The organism is Novosphingobium bradum, from assembly GCF_042646485.1.
Taxonomy (GTDB): Bacteria; Pseudomonadota; Alphaproteobacteria; order Sphingomonadales; family Sphingomonadaceae; genus Novosphingobium; species Novosphingobium bradum.
The window spans coordinates 15560-31779 of sequence record NZ_JBHRTQ010000015.1; the positions used below are offsets into that span (position 1 = coordinate 15560).

Below are 16220 nucleotides of genomic sequence, written 5' to 3' on the forward strand. Positions count from 1 at the left end.
ATGGCAAAGCTGAAACTTGGCCCGATTGTAGAGGACAAGCCGGTCAAGGTCACGTTGGAGCTGCCGGCGAGCCTCCACCGCGATCTCGTCGCTTATGCTGCGATACTTGGCCGCGAGGCAGGAAATGCGAGTGCAGATCCGATTCGTCTGATCGTGCCGATGCTCGAGCGATTCATGGCTTCGGATCGGGGCTTTGCCAAAGCCCGGCGCGATGGCCAACACCAAACCAGCGATTGATGGCCAGAGCCGCGTGTCCGAAATTTGCATACATGTTTTGGACATCGTCAATCGCCTTGCTCCGCGTTCACTTCATCGGAACCAAAGGTTCTACGGATCGGCGTCGCCCTTGTCGGGAAACAGGAAATTGAACGCGGATTGTTCTACGGCGCTGGTCATTGACCGGGCCAGATCGAGAAGGCCTGCCAACGCGGGGTTTTCGTTGCTCGCCGACCACACCCCGCAGAAGGGTAGCACTTCATCCTCGATCGGCCGGAATACGACACCGGGGAACTGTGTTCCCGTGGTGGCTTCGCTTGTGACGGTAAGCCCGCGTCCCAACGCAACCAGTTGCATCAGATTATCCCGCCCAACCAGGTGCTGATGGATATCTGGATGTCTTCCGCGGCTGGCGAGCCTCTGCACCAGATAGTCGTGAATTTCCTCGCCCGGCGCAGCCTCGCTCACTATGAATGGCTCATGGGCCAGATCCTCGAAGCTGACCTCCAGCTCACTTGCGCGGGGATGATGCACCGGCAGCACTGCGAAGATCCGCTCTGACCAGAGTTGCTGACTGTCACAGCCTGGCCAAGGGCCGGTGCCCGTAATGAAAGCGATGTCCAACTTGTGGTGGCGAATTGCCGCTAGATGCTCGGCCGGATTGCCGTCGATAAAGGTAAGTTGGATCGCCACATGTCGCTCGCCGAATGCCTGGACCAATTCGGAGAGGAAGCCCGAGGCCAATGACGAGAAAATCCCGATCTTCAGGTGACCGTCATCTCCGCGGCCTATGGCCGAAACCTCAGCCTTCGCCATGCCGATCTCTAGCAAGGCTTTGCGACCACGCTGGACGAATTGTTTGCCCGCATGTGTGAGCTTCACGCCGCCAGGAGAGCGGATGAAGAACATCGTCCCCAGTCGATCTTCAAGGTCACGAATACGACGGCTGACGGCCGACTCCTGAATGCCAAGAGCGGCAGCGGCCCGGCGGAAGCTGCCATGGTCAGCAGCAGCAACCACATAACGGATATGCCTCAATTCAATGCGAGATCCAGGCAGGACATTTTCCTTCCCACGCTATGACGGGAGCCATCGTTGTTTCTGTCAGGGAAGCAGACGCCGGCGGGAGCAGGCATCAATCCCGGCCCATGCTGACGTCGCGCCACCAACTAACGAAAATTGATCGGAATCTTGAAGGTAAGTGCTGCGTCTGGAATTCCTTTCGGTGGAACCGGGAATGGAGCGGCTCGGCGCACGGAACGAAGCGCGATCTTGTCGAGGAGAATGTTCCCACTGCTCTGCGACACGTCGGCGGAGCGGAGCTCTCCGTTTTCCGACAGCTGAAACAGAATAAGAACCGTCCCGCTCAGGTTCACGCCACGGGGGCGGTTTGCGTCAATTTTTCGCCATAGCGCGGCTTGATATTCGCTCAGCGCCGTATCCAGTTCATCTCTCGGGCGGCTTCGTCCCGAATTATGACTTGGAACCACCTCTTCCAGGGCTATTCCTGTTTCGTGAGGCACGGGAGCGGACGACGGCCTTGATGAAACGACCGCTTGACCGCTGGCCAAGGCGTCCATTTTCGGCTTCGTCGGCTGCGTTGGCGCCACTTCCAAAAGTGGGTCATGTCGCGCAGGCTTCGGGGGGGATGTTTGTTCAGCCACTGGTCGAGCCGGTTCCAACGTAACAACCGTCAAAACAGGCAAATGGTTGTCGCCTAGCTTAGACCGGTGATCGGGCATGGTCACGAAGGCAGCAATCGCCAACAGGTGGACCGTCAATGACGTGATGAAGGCCAGCAGGCGAGCAACAGACACGTCGCGGTGCAGGAATGCCTCACGGCACTCCTGCCACACTCTGCCTGGTCGCCCGCCGCCCTGCATGCTTAGAAGCTGGCGCTAAGGCCGAAGTTGACCGACCGCCCACGGCCGGGAACCGGCCGCAGCACGCCGGTCGCCTTGTAGTCGCCAAGCGACATGCCGCCGAGCGGCAGGTTGTAGCCCTTGTCGAACAGGTTTTCAGCTTCTAAGCTGACCTTCACGGGCCCCAGGTTATAGGCAAGTCGCAGGTTGACCAGGGCATAGGCCTTGGTGACCGGTTCGTTGCGGGTCAGGTCAACCCGGTTTTTCTCGGCCACCCATTCCAGATCGACGCCTGCTTCAAGCGGGCCCTGACGGTGATCTAGCGCGACCTTCACGTTCAAGGGCATCTGGTGGTAAAGTGGCGCGCTGTCCGAAAGGTTCTGGCCACGCACCCATGACAGCGATCCACTCAGCCGCGTGCCGGCATCCTTGCCGCCATTCCACAGCGCAACGTGACCCGACACGTCGACCCCGTAAAATTCAGCCTTCTGATTGGCGAATTGCAGCTGCACGAAGGGCATCGGCATGCCCGACATCGGGTGCGTCAGATTCTTCACGAACACAGCGTCGATATAATCGTTGACGTGGGTGTAGTAGGGCGAGACCCGCAGCGACCAGGCATCTTCGGCGCCCTTGAATTCGATGGCCGCGCTCACCGTGTCGGCCCGTTCGGGCTTGAGGTTCAGGTTGCCGACATAGCCGTTGCCGTCGCCATACCAGCCGATCATCCGGCTCGCCATCGTGCCGCGCCCCCAAGTGTAGCGCTCATAGATGTTGGGTGAACGCGCCTTGTGGGCATAACCCAGTTCGATCGCCACGCCAGTCGTGGGCGCATAGCTGACCAGCGCCGATGCGCTCCAGTTGTTGTCGGTACGCTTGTGTCCGACCGCATTGAACGCATCTGCCGCCATCGCATCGACCATGTTCATCATCGAGGTCGAGTAGGGCTGAACCTGCCCGGTATTCATGCGCACGTGGTCAAGCCGCGCGCCGATGACGCTCGACAAGGTGTCGCTCCAGTGGGCCTCCCATTCGGCATAGCCGCCAAAGCGATCGCGCGTGCCTTCGTTGATGTTCACGAAGGTGTTCGGCCCCATCATCATGTTGCCAGTTACCGGCGGCCAATAATCGTTAAGCCACTGGTGGTGGTATTCGCCGCCAAGTCGCAATTTGTCTCGTGCGGAAACCGGTAACTCCAGTTTCAGCGCCGTGCTGAAGGTGTGGACTTCGGTGTTCATCGGCATTGCACCCGGGAGCTTGTCTTCCAGGAAGTTCATTTCATGGTCCGTGTCGCGGTAATCGGCCGTGAATTTGACCGATCCCCAGTCGAACTCCCCGTCGTAGCCCGCGTTCAGGAACCAGGACTTGTTGGAGACCATGTCCATCGCCTGGTTGGCGAAGCCTTCGTAGGGCGAAAAGTGATAGCCGCCCTTCAGGCGGAACAGGCCGGCCTCGCTCTGCAGGGCGAGGGCGAGGGCATGGTCGGTCTTGGCGTATTCGGTCGAGCGGACCCGCCCCAGATTGCCGCCGGCCTTGTACTGCTGTGCCTCAGTGTACGAGCCTGTGTAGGTTGCACTAAGGTTGGAGTTCGCCACGGTAACGAGCGCAGATCCCCCGAACCCATCGCCGTTCGAGCGGTAGAACGTGGAAACCTCGCCGGTCACCAGCGTCGTACCATCGCTGGCAAAGCGGGGCCCCACGCTTTCCACCGCGATGATGCCGCCGATGTTGTCGCCACCCATGCTGACCGGCGCCACGCCCGGCACGACCCGGATCGCTTCGATCGTCTGTGGAACCGTGTAGGACAGCGGCGAATTCATGTCGTTGGGGCAGGACAGATCGATCGGCGCACCATCAACCGTAATGCGCAGCCGCTGCTCGGATAGACCGCGCAGCGCCGGCATTGAGGAGAACCCGCCGCCCGAATTGGCGCTGACACCGGGTAACTGGCGCAGCAGATCGCCGGTGTCGCTTGTTGAGTTCTGGCGACGCTTGATGTCCTGCCGGGTCAATTCCCGTCCTGTCACCGGTGCGGTGCTCACGCTATCGACGGGACTTGCGGCATCTGCATCGACCGGGGGGAGTTGCGTGACGTCCTGTGCGTGCGCGGCAAGCGGCAGCAGGGCGGATGATGCCGCGAGCAGAATGCGCAGCGAGACAATTTTCGAATTCATGGAATGCCTTTCCTGGAATGATGCTTGAAAATTCGAAGGTCGGTTCAGCCGATCAGGCGCTTGAGCTTGGCAAGCGCCGTCGCGTCGGGTTCGTGGGTGTCGATCGTGCCTGAAAACGCGCCTCTGGCGGTCATCAGGTAGATCGCGGCAGTATGGTCGATGGTATAGTCGCCGCCCGGCTGCGGGACTTTGGCGGAGTAGACCCCATACCCCTTCTTGATCTGGGCCAGCTGGGCTTCGGTGCCGGTCAGCCCGATGATCGGGGTGCCGAACAGCGCCACATAGTTTCCAATATCGGCCGGCTTGTCGTGACCGGGATCGACCGAGACGAACACGATGTTGAACTTTGCGCCGTCCGGGCCGAGTTGCTTTCTGAGCCGGGCCATGCGGGCAAGACTGGTCGGGCAAACGTCCGGGCAACGGGTAAAGCCGAAGAAGATCGCATAGGGCTTTCCGGCCAATGTCTGTTCCGTGACGCGCGACCCATCTGGTGCGGTCAGGACGAACGGGCCACCGAAGGCGCTGGCATATTGGCTGGCAGCATCACCGGCGGATTGGCTGCGATCAAGGATCACGGCCAATCCAATCAATACGCTTAGTCCAGCGGCCAGCCAGAGGGCTAAGCGCAGCCGCGCCAGGCCCTTGCGTTCAGGCTTTTTCTCAATGTCCTGCATGGCTACTGTCCATCGGGCCTGAAGACGTCACGGGCAGAACAGAGACTTGTACCATCACATTGCCTGCGCGCTGGAAACGCAGCGTTACGGGAAAGCTCTCGCCTTGGCGCAGCTGGCGCGTCAGCCCCATGAACATGATGTGATAGCTGCCGGGCTTGAGTTCGAGCGTGCCTCTGGCTGGCACGGCGATGCCACCCTCGACCCGGCGCATGCGCATGATGCCGCCATCCATGGTCATGGTGTGGAGTTGTACTTCGGCGGCCACAGGGCTGGTGCCGGACAGGAGGCGGTCCGCTACGGCTCCGCGGTTGGAGATGCTCATGAACCCGCCGCCCACGGACTGCCCGGCTGCCGTCTCGCGCGACCAGGCATGATGAACAGCAAGGCCCTCGGACTGGTTGGCTTGCGCCAGGGCGGAGGTGCCCAGGGCCGCCAATGCAGCCATCGGAACGAGAATTCTGGACTGAAGGAACATCATGGATTGCACTCCTGTGCGACAGAGCCGGCAGGTATTTCCTGTGCGGCGAGAGAGTGGGTGGGTTCGATGAAACCAAAGCCGAGCGCGGTGTCGGCAAGGCGCAACGCGGCGCAAAGAACGATTGCCTTCCACACCTTGAGGCGGAATCGCTTCAGGCTCTGGTGGCGTTGATTGGAAACGGCGAGGATGCTCATGGCTCAGCACCCCCGTGTCTGCGCGAGGGCCGCAGCTACCAGCGGGGCAACGGCGCGGCGTTCGTCGAGGCTGAGACAGCGGCCAAATTCGATCGATCCGTCCCGTCCCCTCAGAAACAGGCGCAGATCGGATGGGCTGCGTTCTTCTGCCGTCAACCGCATCCAGAAGGCGGGCAGCTCGATCTGCTGCCCGGTGCTATCGCGATGCCGCACCCGGCCTTCGGCAAGTTCGAGCGTTTCGCGGGCAGGCCGGGACTTGCCATGTCGTTCGAGCGCGAAGGTCAGGGCTGCCATTGCCAGGATCGAGAAGGCAGGGACCAGCCAATAGCCATGCAATGCTGGCCCGATGGCGGTTACCAGAAACAGCAGAGCGATGACGCTGAAACAGACCCGCGCATCTTGCGTCAGGTGTGAGCGGTTCTCCTGCATTTGCAGGATGAGAGGCTTCGGATCGCCCCGGTCGGGCACCTCTGCCAGCTTTTCAGGCTGGGGTGCCCAGGGCCGCTGGGATGAGCGGCACAGCAGTTCGTACATTGGAATATGCTCCGGCTAGGCCGGTGCACGCGCATAATGGGCGCGGGACCGGCCGGTCCGACAAATCGGTTCAGATTGTCAGACGAGAGCCGGCGGTCCGCGCAGAGGCGGACGAAGGTGAGTTACGCGCTTGGGATGAGCAGTTTGGACGGACGCGAAGCCCAGCGCCAGAATGAAGGCAAGGGCCAGCGCAAGCAGCGCGGGATCGGCACCGGTCATGGAGGCCATCGACAGCGAGGAGAAGGGACATTCAACCTTGCCTTGCTTGTTGCCTGATTCGCTGCTGCCGTCCTTCATCGGAATGATGAGTTGCTTGACTGCGTGATTGCCGAAGGTCTCATCGCAGATCTGCACGGTCAGAACTTTGGAATTTTGCCCGATCATGAACCCGGTCGGCACCACGATCTTCATGCACAGCGCTGTGATGACCACAAGTAGGGCCAAGGTGCGGTGTCGCATCAGAAGGGCGCGTATCAGCGGCATCTTCGGATGCCGTTAATCCTTGTGAGTTCGATTGTCATCAAATTTGGAAGTTATGAGTTGCTTTCCAAATTTTCTCGATGCGATGGATCAAAGTAGCTTGTTTAGGCCAATTCTGGGCCGTGAGCGATTTCTGCTCGCGGTTATCCGAGGTGTACGTGCCAGCGCCGCGAACCCAGATCAGGAACAGTACGCTAAAGATTGCGATATTCTGGAATAGCGGGCCGACACACGAGGTGCCTGGTACGACGTGGACTGCGATTGTCACGGGCGCTTTACTCAGTCACAAAAATCGCCTCGCACATTGCCTGTGTTGGCCCGTGAGAGTCACTCGGTCGTCCGGCCATCGAAATGTTCGTGAGCCGCGCTTGCCTCCGCACATGTCTTGTGCACGGTTCCATCGATATGCTCGGGTGGACCGTAGATCGTGTAGAGGCGCAGCGGTTCGGTGCCGGTGCTGATCACGTTGTGACGAGCGCCTTGCGGCACGATCACCCCGTCGTCGGCAGCAACCTTGTTGCACACGCCGTCGATCCAGATTTCACCTTCGCCGCCTTCGATGCGGAAGAACTGGTCACGGTCATCGTGAACTTCCTCGCCGATCTCATCACCGGGCTGGATCGCCATCAGGACCAGCTGAAGATTGTGGCCGGTGTAAAGCACCCGGCGGAAATCGCCGTTTTCCTCGGTCAGTTTCTCAATGTTGTCGACGAACCCCTTCATGCTACTTGCTCCCGTCCCTTACTGCGCTGCTGATGCGAGCGGCCAGCTTACCGCTATCGCGCCGCGTAAGTCACCAGGCTTGAACCCGGTGGCTTTATCCGCCGGATAGAGTTCGTCTAGCTTTGCCCTCACTTCGGGCGCGATTTCGGTGCCATGGCAGGCCGCGCAGGGCTGTTCCTTCATCGGAATCGCGCGCATGAAATGCGCTCTCGCGCCGGCACCCGAACCGCTGGTCCATTGCATGACCGCCGGCTTGCCATCGGCGGACAAAGGCGCGGCGGCCAGTTGCTCCAGCCGCTCACGCAATTCGCCATCCGGAGCCGCGCCCGGATTACGCTCCTTGAGCGCGATCCGGCGCACCTCTGCCCCGCTTTCCTGGGACAGACTGGCGGCAATGGCCGGAGCTGCCTGCTGGCAGACGCCGATGGCACCCACCGGACCGCCGACCTTCATCGCCGCCTGCAATTGCCCCTGAAGGTCAGCCTGGAAGCGGTCGGCCAGCGCAGCCGACTTGGCCGAAACATCCACCGGCTGCGGCGCCGGGGCCGCGCATCCGGCCAGCCCCAGGACAACGCCCGTCAGGATGAGGCGCATCACAGGTTGGGGTCCTCATCCAGCGGTGACTGGAATTCGTGCCACATCCCGTTGATGATGCCGAAGGCGAGCGCCAGGCCAAGCCCCAGGATCCATGCGAAATACCACATCGTTTTCGCTCCTTAGTAAAAGTCGGGGTTGGTGCGCACGTCGCGCAGGGTCACCCGGCCGAACAGGACCTTCATCACCCAGGCGGTATAGGTCAGCACCAGTGGCAGGAAGATCACCGTCACCAGCAGCATGATCCACAGCGTCAGGTGGCTGGACGAGGCGTTCCACGCGGTCAGGCTCGATTGCGGATCGATGGAACTCGGCAGGATGAACGGGAACATCGACAGGCCGACCGTGGCAATGATGCCCACGGTGGCCAGCGACGATCCGGCCAGGTTCAGCACGTGGCTATGGCGGCGGATGCCCAGCAGCGCGACCAGCGGTCCGACCAGCCCCAGAATGGGCGCAATCACCATCCAGGGATAGCGGCCGTAATTGTCGATCCAGGCACCGGGGGCGGCCACGGTCTTGACGAACAGCGGGTTGGAGGGGCCACTCGGATCGACCATGCCTTCCAGCCGGAAGCCCATCACGCCATTGGCAACCCACAGGCCGCCGGCCGCAAACAGGATGACGCTGGCGATGGCCGCCACGCTGCCGATCCGGCGCGCGCGGTCCAGAACCGGGCCTTGCTCGATCTTGACCGAGAGGAAACCCGCCCCGTGCATCACCACCATCGCGACGGAGAGCAGCCCGGTCATCAGCGCAAATGGCGAAAACAGGCCGAGCAGCGAGCCTTCGTAGAAGCTGCGCAGGTCGCTATCCAACCGAAACGGCGCGCCTTGCAGCACGTTGCCCACAGCCACGCCGAATACCAGCGCGGGCACGAAGCCGCCGATGAACAGCGCCCAGTCCCAGCGATTGCGCCAGCCGGCATCGGCATGCTTGGAGCGGTACTTGAACGCCACCGGGCGCAGGATCAGCGCGCTCAGCACCAGGAACATGGCGAGGTAGAAGCCGGAAAAGCTGACCGCATAGACGAACGGCCAGGCCGCGAAGATTGCCCCGCCGCCCAAGATGAACCACACTTGGTGGCCTTCCCAGTGCGGCGCGATGGCGTTGATCGCCATGCGGCGTTCCTCATCCGTCTTGCCGATGAACGGCATCAGCGCGGCGACGCCCAGGTCATAGCCATCGGTCAAGGCAAATCCGATCAGCAGCGTGCCCATCAGGCCCCACCAGATGACCCGGAGCGTTTCGTAGTCGAGAGGGATTTCCATTTCGTGTTCCTCCCTTATTCTGCCGGCAGCGGGGCATAGCCCGCCGACCCGCGCGACATTTCGGGTTCATGGTGCTCCACCGGTCCCTTGCGGATCGTGGCGATCATCAGCCGCACCTCGATCACGGCGAGCGTGCCGTACAGCAGGGTAAAACCGATGATCGTGGTCCAGATCTGGCCAATCGTTAGCGACGATGCGGCAAGGAACGTCGGCAGCACGCCTTCCACCGCCCAGGGCTGCCGCCCGATTTCCGCCAGCATCCAGCCGAACTCGATCGCGATCCACGGCAGCGGCATGATGGCGACCGCGATCTTCAGGAACCATGGCTTGCTGAACTTGCACGCCGAAGCACAGTAGAAAGCGAGTGCGAAGAAGCCGATGAAAAAGAAGCCCAGCCCGGCCATGATCCGGAACAGCCAGAACATCACCGGCACGTTGGGAATCGTGTCCTTGGCCGCGATCAGAATCTGCTGATCGGTGGCAGCACGCGGATCAGCCACGTGACGCTTCAGCAGCATGGCATAGCCAAGATCGGCCTTGTGCCGTTCGAACTGCTCGCGCGCGGCCATGTCCGCGCGGTTGACCTTCAGCTTCTCGACCGCGTCGTAGGCGACGATGCCGCTGCGGATTCGCTCATCCGCCTTCAGTACCAGCTCGTTGATACCCATGACCTCGCCGGTCAGGCTGCGCGTAGAGATGAGGCCCAGCACATAGGGGACCTTCACTTCAAAGTGGGTCTCCTGCGCCGCCATGTCGGGAATGCCGAAGATCGAGAGGCCGGCCGGCGCTTCCTCGGTGTGCCACATGGCCTCGATCGCGGCGAGCTTCATGCGCTGGTTGTCAGTCAGCGCGTAGCCGGATTCATCGCCCAGCACGACGACCGAGAGCGAGGAGGCCAGGCCAAAAGCCGAGGCGACCATCATCGAGCGGCGGGCCACGTTGGTCCACTTGCCCTTGAGCAAATAGTAGGCCGACACGCCCATGACAAAGACCGAGGCGGCGACATAGCCGGCGCTGACGGTGTGGACGAACTTGGCTTGGGCGACCGGGTTGAACAGGACCGAATAGAAATCGGTCACTTCCATCCGCATGGTTTCAGGATTGAAGCGCGCGCCGACCGGGTTCTGCATCCAGCCGTTAGCGATCAGGATCCACAGCGCCGAGAGGTTGGAGCCGAGCGCGACGAGGAAGGTGACGGCAAGGTGGCCGACCTTGGATAGCTTGTCCCAGCCGAAAAACATCAGGCCCACGAAAGTCGCTTCAAGGAAGAAAGCCATCAGCCCTTCGATCGCCAGCGGTGCGCCGAAGATGTCACCGACATAGTGAGAGTAATAGGCCCAGTTGGTTCCGAACTCGAACTCCATCGTGATCCCGGTGGCCACGCCGAGCACGAAGTTGATGCCGAACAGCTTGCCCCAGAAGCGCGTGATGGTCCGCCAGATTTCCCGGCCGGTCATCACATAGATGCTTTCCATGATGACCAGCAGGAACGACAGGCCAAGCGTCAGGGGAACAAACAGAAAGTGATACATCGCGGTAAGCGCGAACTGGAGCCGACTTAGCTCGACAACAGCCATATCCATATGCACGCTCCTTTACCGGCCCCGATTGACCGGATGGGACTCGACTCAGCGCATCCACTCAATTATTGAATTTGCGAATATGCTAATATGAAACTGTCGTCAATCGCGACCTGAAAGCTCCCATGCCGCCGCAACAGTCCCAATTCGCCGCGAGAAGAACGCCTCGTCCGGCCAGCCAGATCGCAGTACTGTGGTGGCTGGGCGACACCGTGGGCGCCGTGCTGTTTGCCGGGTGCCTAGCCGCGTTCATCGCATCGTGGACAGCCGGGGGACTTCCGACTCAAGGCTGGTGCCTGCTGGCCGGGATCGGGATCAGCGGCATGCTTCGCGCTGGCACGCAGGCGCTGGCGGGGCTAGCGGGCCAAAAGGCTGCCACCCATGCAAAGTCTGCCTTGCGGGTCCGCGTGATGACCGCGCTGCTGCCCAGCGGGCAGATGCGAGGCCGCCTGATCGGCGAGGACCTGCGCGTGGCGATCGACGACGTGGAAGCGCATGAGGGGCTGATCGCCCGCTTTCAGCCGCTGCGTCACGCCGCGATGCTGTCGCCCTTTGTCATTGCCATGGCCGTCGCCTTGGCCAGCTGGTTTTCCGCCCTGATCCTGCTGGCTACGCTGATCCCCTTCGGGGCGGGCATGGCGCTGGCGGGGCTGGCCGGGAAAGCTGAGGCGGACCGGCAGTTCCTGGCCCTGTCGCGCCTGTCCGGCCTGTTCGTTGATCGCGTGGCTGCTCTGCCGGCGATCCTGGCCTTCGGGGCGGAGGATCGCGTGACACGCCAGATCGGCGGGGCAGCCCGCGAAGTGGCGGGGCGCACGATGCAGGTCTTGCGGATCGCGTTCGTATCCAGCGCCATGCTGGAATTCTTCGCCGCCCTCTCCGTCGCACTGGTGGCGGTCTATTGCGGCTTCTCGCTGCTGGGGCTGCTGCCGTTCCCGGCTCCGGAAGACCTGAGCCTTGGCGAGGCCTTCTTCGCCCTCGCGTTGGCTCCGGAATTCTATCTCGGCATGCGGCGGCTCGCGGCGGCCTACCACGACAAGCAGCAAGGCCAGGCTGCCGAACGCAGCGTGGCCAACGCGCTGGACCAGGCCCGCTTACTGGCGGTGCAAGCCAGAGCCGTCCCGCGCAATCGCGTCTGCCAGCTCCGCGCCGAAGGTCTGACGATCCGCTATGCTGATGACAACTGTATTGGTCCGGTGAGCGCGTGCTGGCAGGGCCCCGGCCTGCACGTGGTGACCGGACCGACCGGCGCCGGAAAATCCTCGCTGCTCCATGCCCTGATCGCCCTGGCGCCGGTATCGGCGGGCCGGATCATCCTTGATGACACGCCAGTCGCCGCGAGCGCGTTGCCGGCCCTGACAGGCTGGGCCGGGCAGCGCCCCCTGCTGCTGCCCGGCACATTGGCGGACAACCTTCGGCTTGGCGGCAAGGACCTTGGACCGCAGGAACTCGCCCGGCTAACCGATGCGAGCGGCCTGACTGCCCTGATTGCCGCGCGGGGCGAAGACCTGACGATCGATCCGCGGGGGTCCGGCCTGTCCGGCGGCGAACGGCGGCGGATCGGGCTGGTGCGCGCAATTGCCAGCGGGCGGCCACTGCTGCTGCTTGACGAGCCGACCGCCGATCTCGATCCCGAAACCACAGCCAAGGTGATTGCCTTGCTGCAAGACACCGCCCGCACCCGTCTGGTGATCGCTGCCACGCACGATCCGGCGCTGATCGCCTGCGCAAAAAGCCGCATGGTGATGCCATGATCGAGCGCCTCCTACGCGATGCAACCCGACGGCAACGCCGCAGCACGGCCATTGCCATCGGCCTGGCCATGGTCGCGGCGCTGGCGGGCGTGGCGTTGCTGGCGCTGTCTGGCTGGTTCCTGACCGGCGCCACCCTTGCCGGCGCGGGCGGCGTGGCCAGTGTGCGCGCCTTCAACTACCTGCTGCCAAGCGCCGGGATCCGGGGGCTTGCGATCGCCCGCACGCTCAGCCGCTATGGCGAGCGCCTGTTCGGCCACCGGGCCGCGCTGTTTGCCCTGGCGGATTTGCGCCCTGCCCTGTTTGCCCGGCTGGCGGCAAGCGATCCGTCACTTTCTCTGGCCCGGTCAAGCGGCGACATGGCGGCCCGGCTTGGCTCCGATGTCGATGCGCTGGAGGACAGCGTGGTGCGCAAGGTCACGGTTCCGGGCGCCTTGGCAGGGGCAGTAGCGGGCCTGATCGCGGCGAGTCTGGCGGGCTGGCCGGCGGCGCTGACGCTGCTTGCGGGGCTTGCGACCATGCGGCTATCCTCGCGGATGCTGACACCGCGCCTGCTGGCGCAGCCCCGACAGGACCATGCCGCAGCGCTCAATCGTCTCAAGGCCGACTATGCGAGCTATGCTGCCTGTTCCGGCGAGATCGCGGTCTATGGGCTGGGCACGCAGATCATCGTCGCACTCGAACCGCACACTCGTGCGCTCGACACGGCGCGCGGCGCGCTGGCCCGGGGCGAAGTGATGCTCCAGGGGGTGCAATTGGTGCTGGCAGCCTTGACCGTGGCGGGCGTGCTGGCGCTGGCCGATGGCGGCGCGGCGCTGGTGGCCCTGGCGGCCCTTGCCGCAGCGGCCACGACGGAAAACTGGTCGACGCTGGCCCGGACGGACATGGAACGCCTGCGGGTGCACGATGCCATCACCCGTCTGGAAAGCATCGCCATGTTGCCCGCCCGCCAGACCGATGCGGCTTTGCCCTTCGTCGGCGGGGGCATTGCTGTCACCATCGATGGTCAGTTCCATGCCGTGCCCCCGGGCGGACGCCTGTTGATCGCCGGGCCTTCAGGCTCAGGCAAGTCGCGCCTGCTGGGCACGCTCATCGGCTTGCGCAGCGATGCGCCGGAAGACTTGGCCGTGGACGGACAGGATGTTCGCGCTCTGGGGCTGGCGGGTTTACGTCCACTGTTTGCCTATGCCCCGCAGGATGCAGGGATGATTGCCGGCACCGTTGCGGATAATCTGCGTCTGGCCCGTCCGGGCATTACCGAGCCAGAAATGTGGGCCGCACTGGAAACCGCTTGCCTCGCTGAAACCGTCCGCAGCCTTCCTCAGGGCCTCGGCGAGTGGCTCGGTGACAATGGCGCGCGCCTGTCGGGCGGGCAGCGCAAGCGGCTCGCGCTGGCCCGTGCGCTGCTGGCAGCCAAACCCTGGTTGGTCCTCGATGAACCGAGTGAAGGGCTGGACCCGGAAACGGAACTTGCGCTGTGCCAGCGCCTGTCGGCATGGCTGGACAAGACCGGAACCGGGCTGGTGCTGGTCAGCCACCGCAGCGGCCTGCACCTGCTCGCTCGTCAGGTGGTCACGCTGGTTCCTATCAGCGCGTGACGCGGCTGACTTGCGCAAACATGGCCGCGCCAAGCCGCACATCGGGGCGGGGCGGTTCAGCAGGACGCGTGCTCTCCGAGGCACCGCGGGTTCCGTCCTCCGGAACCAGGGCATCGAGAACGGCCCGGGCCACTTTCATCTGGTCGGCATCAATCGTGTAGAACACCTGCTTGGCCTCGCGCCGCGAGGAAACCAGCGCCGCCTTGCGCAGGATTGCCAGCTGCTGACTGAGCACGGACAGGCCCAACCCCGTGCGCTCGGCAATGTCGCCCACCGCGCGCTCGCCTCCGGTCAACTCCTTGAGGACGGCAAGGCGCATCGGGTGGCCGAGCACCCGCAGCAGTTCGGCCTGCTCCTCGGTGCTGGACAAAGCCTGAACTGCCATCATGGCTGGTGGTCCGTAACCGGACGATAGAACCATTCCGTCGCCTTTTCGGCGGCGAGCGCCTCATGCTTGCTAAAGCCCGGTTGCGCCAGCAGCGGACCGCCCGGCTGCCAACCCTCGGGGGTCAGGCATTGTCCGTCTGCCGTGCGTTGGAGCGCGGTCACGATCCGCAGTATCTCGTCAACCGACCGCCCGACGGCGAGCGGATACCAGTTCATCGCCCGTACAATGCCCTGCGGATCGATGAAATAGGCGGCCCGCACCGATGCTGCATTGTTGGCTTCTGCAGAGACCATACCGAAAGCGCGTGCGATCTCGAGGTTGGGATCTTCGACGATGGGAAAGGGCACGGTCACTCCCAGGTCATCATGTAACGCCCGGATCCAGGCGAGATGGGAAAACAGGCTATCAACCGAATGGCCGAGCAGGCTGCAACCCAGCGCCTCGAAGCGGTCAAAGGCGCGAGCAAAAGCCACGAATTCGCTGGTGCAGACCGGGGTAAAGTCGCCGGGGTGAGAGAAGAACACCAGCCAGCGACCACGATAGTCGGACAAGCGGACCATGCCTTCGGTCGAGCGGGCAACGAAGTCCGGCGCGGCTTCGCCAATGCGAACCGGCGCGTACTGGGCCATGCCGTCACTATCGTCCATCTAGCCCTCCTGATCAGCCATCGCTTGATCGTTTTAAATAAATGTTGCAGTCATGGCAACGTTCCCGCCCTGAACAATCGGGAAAGCTTTCCTGCTAGACACGGCAATCACAACGTCATTGATATCGGTCATGATCGGCAAGGTACCTTGAACCCGGACGACATCATCCAGATTGGCCCTCTGGCACTGGCGCTGGATCGCCTCGCGGCAGTCGGATTGATGCTCGCTTTTCTGACGGCACTGGATTGGATCGTGCGCCGGTATCGAGTGACTGCCTGGCACCCGACAGGCCTGACCCTGCTGGCGGGCATTGTTGCCGCACGGGCCGGCCATGTCTGGCAATACCGCGAAAGTTATGCACTTGAGCCGGTCGCGGCCCTACAAGTTTGGCTGGGCGGATGGGACTGGCATGCCGGCGTGGCGGCCGCTGGGCTGGTGCTGATCCTAACCTTGCGGCTCCGCAAACCGGTACTGGCCGGGTTGGGTGTTCTGGGTGCCCTGACGCTGGCATGGGCAGGTTTTCTTGCCGCCGGTGACGGCAAATCGTCGCTCCGCCTGCCGCAGACCCTGACGTTGGAACGGGTCACTGCGGAAACCGCCCCTGTGCCGCCCTGGCGGATCGGGGGCCTGCGGGGGCGGCCCATCGTGCTGAACCTCTGGGCCACCTGGTGCCCGCCATGCCGCCGCGAAATGCCGATGCTGACGCAGGCGGCCGCAACGGAGCGGCGGGCCGAAATCCTGCTGGTAAACCAGGGCGAAACGCCAGCCCAGATCACGGCCTTCCTGCGCGCCCAGGGGCTGGATCCCGCCCATGTCGCCAGCGATCCGTCGGGGCTGCTGGGCGAGATGACCGGCGCGGGGGCTCTGCCGACCACCCTGTTCATCGATGGCGATGGCACGGTCCGCCAGATCCACACGGGCGAGATCACCCGTGTCCAGCTCGATATTGCAATCCGAGCGCTGGAACAGCCAAAGCCCTAGCTCGTTTGGGCGAGTATTGGCTCATCGCGACTCACCATGAGCATGGCGTCAAAAGGCAACCAATCGGGCGACTGCGAA

19 protein-coding genes are annotated in these 16220 nt (G+C 63.1%); 4 read left to right on the forward strand and 15 right to left on the reverse strand.

The annotated features are described in order from the left end of the window. On the forward strand, positions 1–237 hold the full coding sequence (locus ACFOD9_RS14465) for a DUF2274 domain-containing protein (RefSeq protein ID WP_379510839.1): 237 nt from the start codon (positions 1–3) through the stop codon (positions 235–237). A 90-nt stretch (positions 238–327) separates the two neighbouring features. On the opposite strand, the gene ACFOD9_RS14470 is transcribed toward ACFOD9_RS14465, so the two are convergent. The 13 genes from ACFOD9_RS14470 to ACFOD9_RS14530 all read right to left on the reverse strand — a co-directional run bounded on the left by ACFOD9_RS14470 (position 328) and on the right by ACFOD9_RS14530 (position 10783). Beyond that, a complete protein-coding gene (locus tag ACFOD9_RS14470; protein WP_379510840.1) occupies positions 328–1254 on the reverse strand; it encodes a LysR family transcriptional regulator in 927 nt (308 codons plus the stop codon). Positions 1255–1385: 131 nt separating this feature from the next. Further along, positions 1386–2033, reverse strand: coding sequence for an energy transducer TonB family protein (locus ACFOD9_RS14475; RefSeq protein WP_379510841.1), 648 nt, complete (start codon positions 2031–2033; stop codon positions 1386–1388). A gap of 68 nt (positions 2034–2101) precedes the next feature. After that, the gene (locus ACFOD9_RS14480; RefSeq protein WP_379510842.1) at positions 2102–4252 is read right to left on the reverse strand and encodes a TonB-dependent receptor plug domain-containing protein; all 2151 of its coding nucleotides are present in this window, start codon (positions 4250–4252) and stop codon (positions 2102–2104) included. Positions 4253–4296: 44 nt separating this feature from the next. Then, on the reverse strand, positions 4297–4926 hold the full coding sequence (locus ACFOD9_RS14485; protein ID WP_379510843.1) for an SCO family protein: 630 nt from the start codon (positions 4924–4926) through the stop codon (positions 4297–4299). Next, entirely contained in the window at positions 4913–5404 is a 492-nt protein-coding gene (locus ACFOD9_RS14490) for a copper chaperone PCu(A)C (protein ID WP_379510844.1), read from the reverse strand. Before ACFOD9_RS14490 ends, ACFOD9_RS14485 begins: the two co-directional genes overlap by 14 nt. Beyond that, on the reverse strand, positions 5401–5598 hold the full coding sequence (locus ACFOD9_RS14495) for a hypothetical protein (RefSeq protein ID WP_379510845.1): 198 nt from the start codon (positions 5596–5598) through the stop codon (positions 5401–5403). Before ACFOD9_RS14495 ends, ACFOD9_RS14490 begins: the two co-directional genes overlap by 4 nt. A gap of 3 nt (positions 5599–5601) precedes the next feature. After that, positions 5602–6132, reverse strand: coding sequence for a DUF2244 domain-containing protein (locus tag ACFOD9_RS14500; protein WP_379510846.1), 531 nt, complete (start codon positions 6130–6132; stop codon positions 5602–5604). Positions 6133–6210: 78 nt separating this feature from the next. Continuing rightward, on the reverse strand, positions 6211–6543 hold the full coding sequence (locus ACFOD9_RS14505) for a hypothetical protein (protein ID WP_379510847.1): 333 nt from the start codon (positions 6541–6543) through the stop codon (positions 6211–6213). Positions 6544–6939: 396 nt separating this feature from the next. After that, positions 6940–7335, reverse strand: a complete 396-nt coding sequence (locus ACFOD9_RS14510; RefSeq protein WP_379510848.1) for a cupin domain-containing protein — start codon at positions 7333–7335, stop codon at positions 6940–6942. A gap of 18 nt (positions 7336–7353) precedes the next feature. Continuing rightward, positions 7354–7929, reverse strand: coding sequence for a Tll0287-like domain-containing protein (locus ACFOD9_RS14515; RefSeq protein WP_379510849.1), 576 nt, complete (start codon positions 7927–7929; stop codon positions 7354–7356). After that, entirely contained in the window at positions 7929–8039 is a 111-nt protein-coding gene (gene cydX / locus ACFOD9_RS14520; protein WP_101797211.1) for a cytochrome bd-I oxidase subunit CydX, read from the reverse strand. Before cydX ends, ACFOD9_RS14515 begins: the two co-directional genes overlap by 1 nt. 12 nt (positions 8040–8051) lie before the next feature. Continuing rightward, a complete protein-coding gene (cydB, locus tag ACFOD9_RS14525; RefSeq protein WP_379510850.1) occupies positions 8052–9200 on the reverse strand; it encodes a cytochrome d ubiquinol oxidase subunit II in 1149 nt (382 codons plus the stop codon). A 14-nt stretch (positions 9201–9214) separates the two neighbouring features. Then, the gene (locus tag ACFOD9_RS14530) at positions 9215–10783 is read right to left on the reverse strand and encodes a cytochrome ubiquinol oxidase subunit I (protein ID WP_379510851.1); all 1569 of its coding nucleotides are present in this window, start codon (positions 10781–10783) and stop codon (positions 9215–9217) included. 407 nt (positions 10784–11190) lie between these two features. On the opposite strand from ACFOD9_RS14530, the gene ACFOD9_RS14535 reads away from it, so the two are divergent. Both ACFOD9_RS14535 and ACFOD9_RS14540 read left to right on the forward strand, forming a co-directional pair. Continuing rightward, positions 11191–12531 carry an ABC transporter ATP-binding protein/permease gene (locus ACFOD9_RS14535; RefSeq protein ID WP_379510852.1) on the forward strand — a complete coding sequence of 447 codons (1341 nt, stop codon included), beginning with the start codon at positions 11191–11193 and terminating at the stop codon, positions 12529–12531. Continuing rightward, complete coding sequence (locus tag ACFOD9_RS14540; protein ID WP_379510853.1) at positions 12528–14126, forward strand: ATP-binding cassette domain-containing protein; 1599 nt, start codon at positions 12528–12530, stop codon at positions 14124–14126. Before ACFOD9_RS14535 ends, ACFOD9_RS14540 begins: the two co-directional genes overlap by 4 nt. Here the strand turns inward: ACFOD9_RS14540 and ACFOD9_RS14545 are convergent. Then, positions 14116–14514, reverse strand: a complete 399-nt coding sequence (locus tag ACFOD9_RS14545; RefSeq protein WP_162895905.1) for an ArsR/SmtB family transcription factor — start codon at positions 14512–14514, stop codon at positions 14116–14118. The genes ACFOD9_RS14540 and ACFOD9_RS14545 overlap by 11 nt on opposite strands. Next, the gene (locus tag ACFOD9_RS14550; RefSeq protein WP_379510854.1) at positions 14511–15161 is read right to left on the reverse strand and encodes a peroxiredoxin; all 651 of its coding nucleotides are present in this window, start codon (positions 15159–15161) and stop codon (positions 14511–14513) included. Before ACFOD9_RS14550 ends, ACFOD9_RS14545 begins: the two co-directional genes overlap by 4 nt. Before the next feature lie 24 nt (positions 15162–15185). On the opposite strand from ACFOD9_RS14550, the gene ACFOD9_RS14555 reads away from it, so the two are divergent. Next, on the forward strand, positions 15186–16142 hold the full coding sequence (locus ACFOD9_RS14555; RefSeq protein ID WP_379510855.1) for a redoxin domain-containing protein: 957 nt from the start codon (positions 15186–15188) through the stop codon (positions 16140–16142). Positions 16143–16220: the final 78 nt, after the last annotated feature.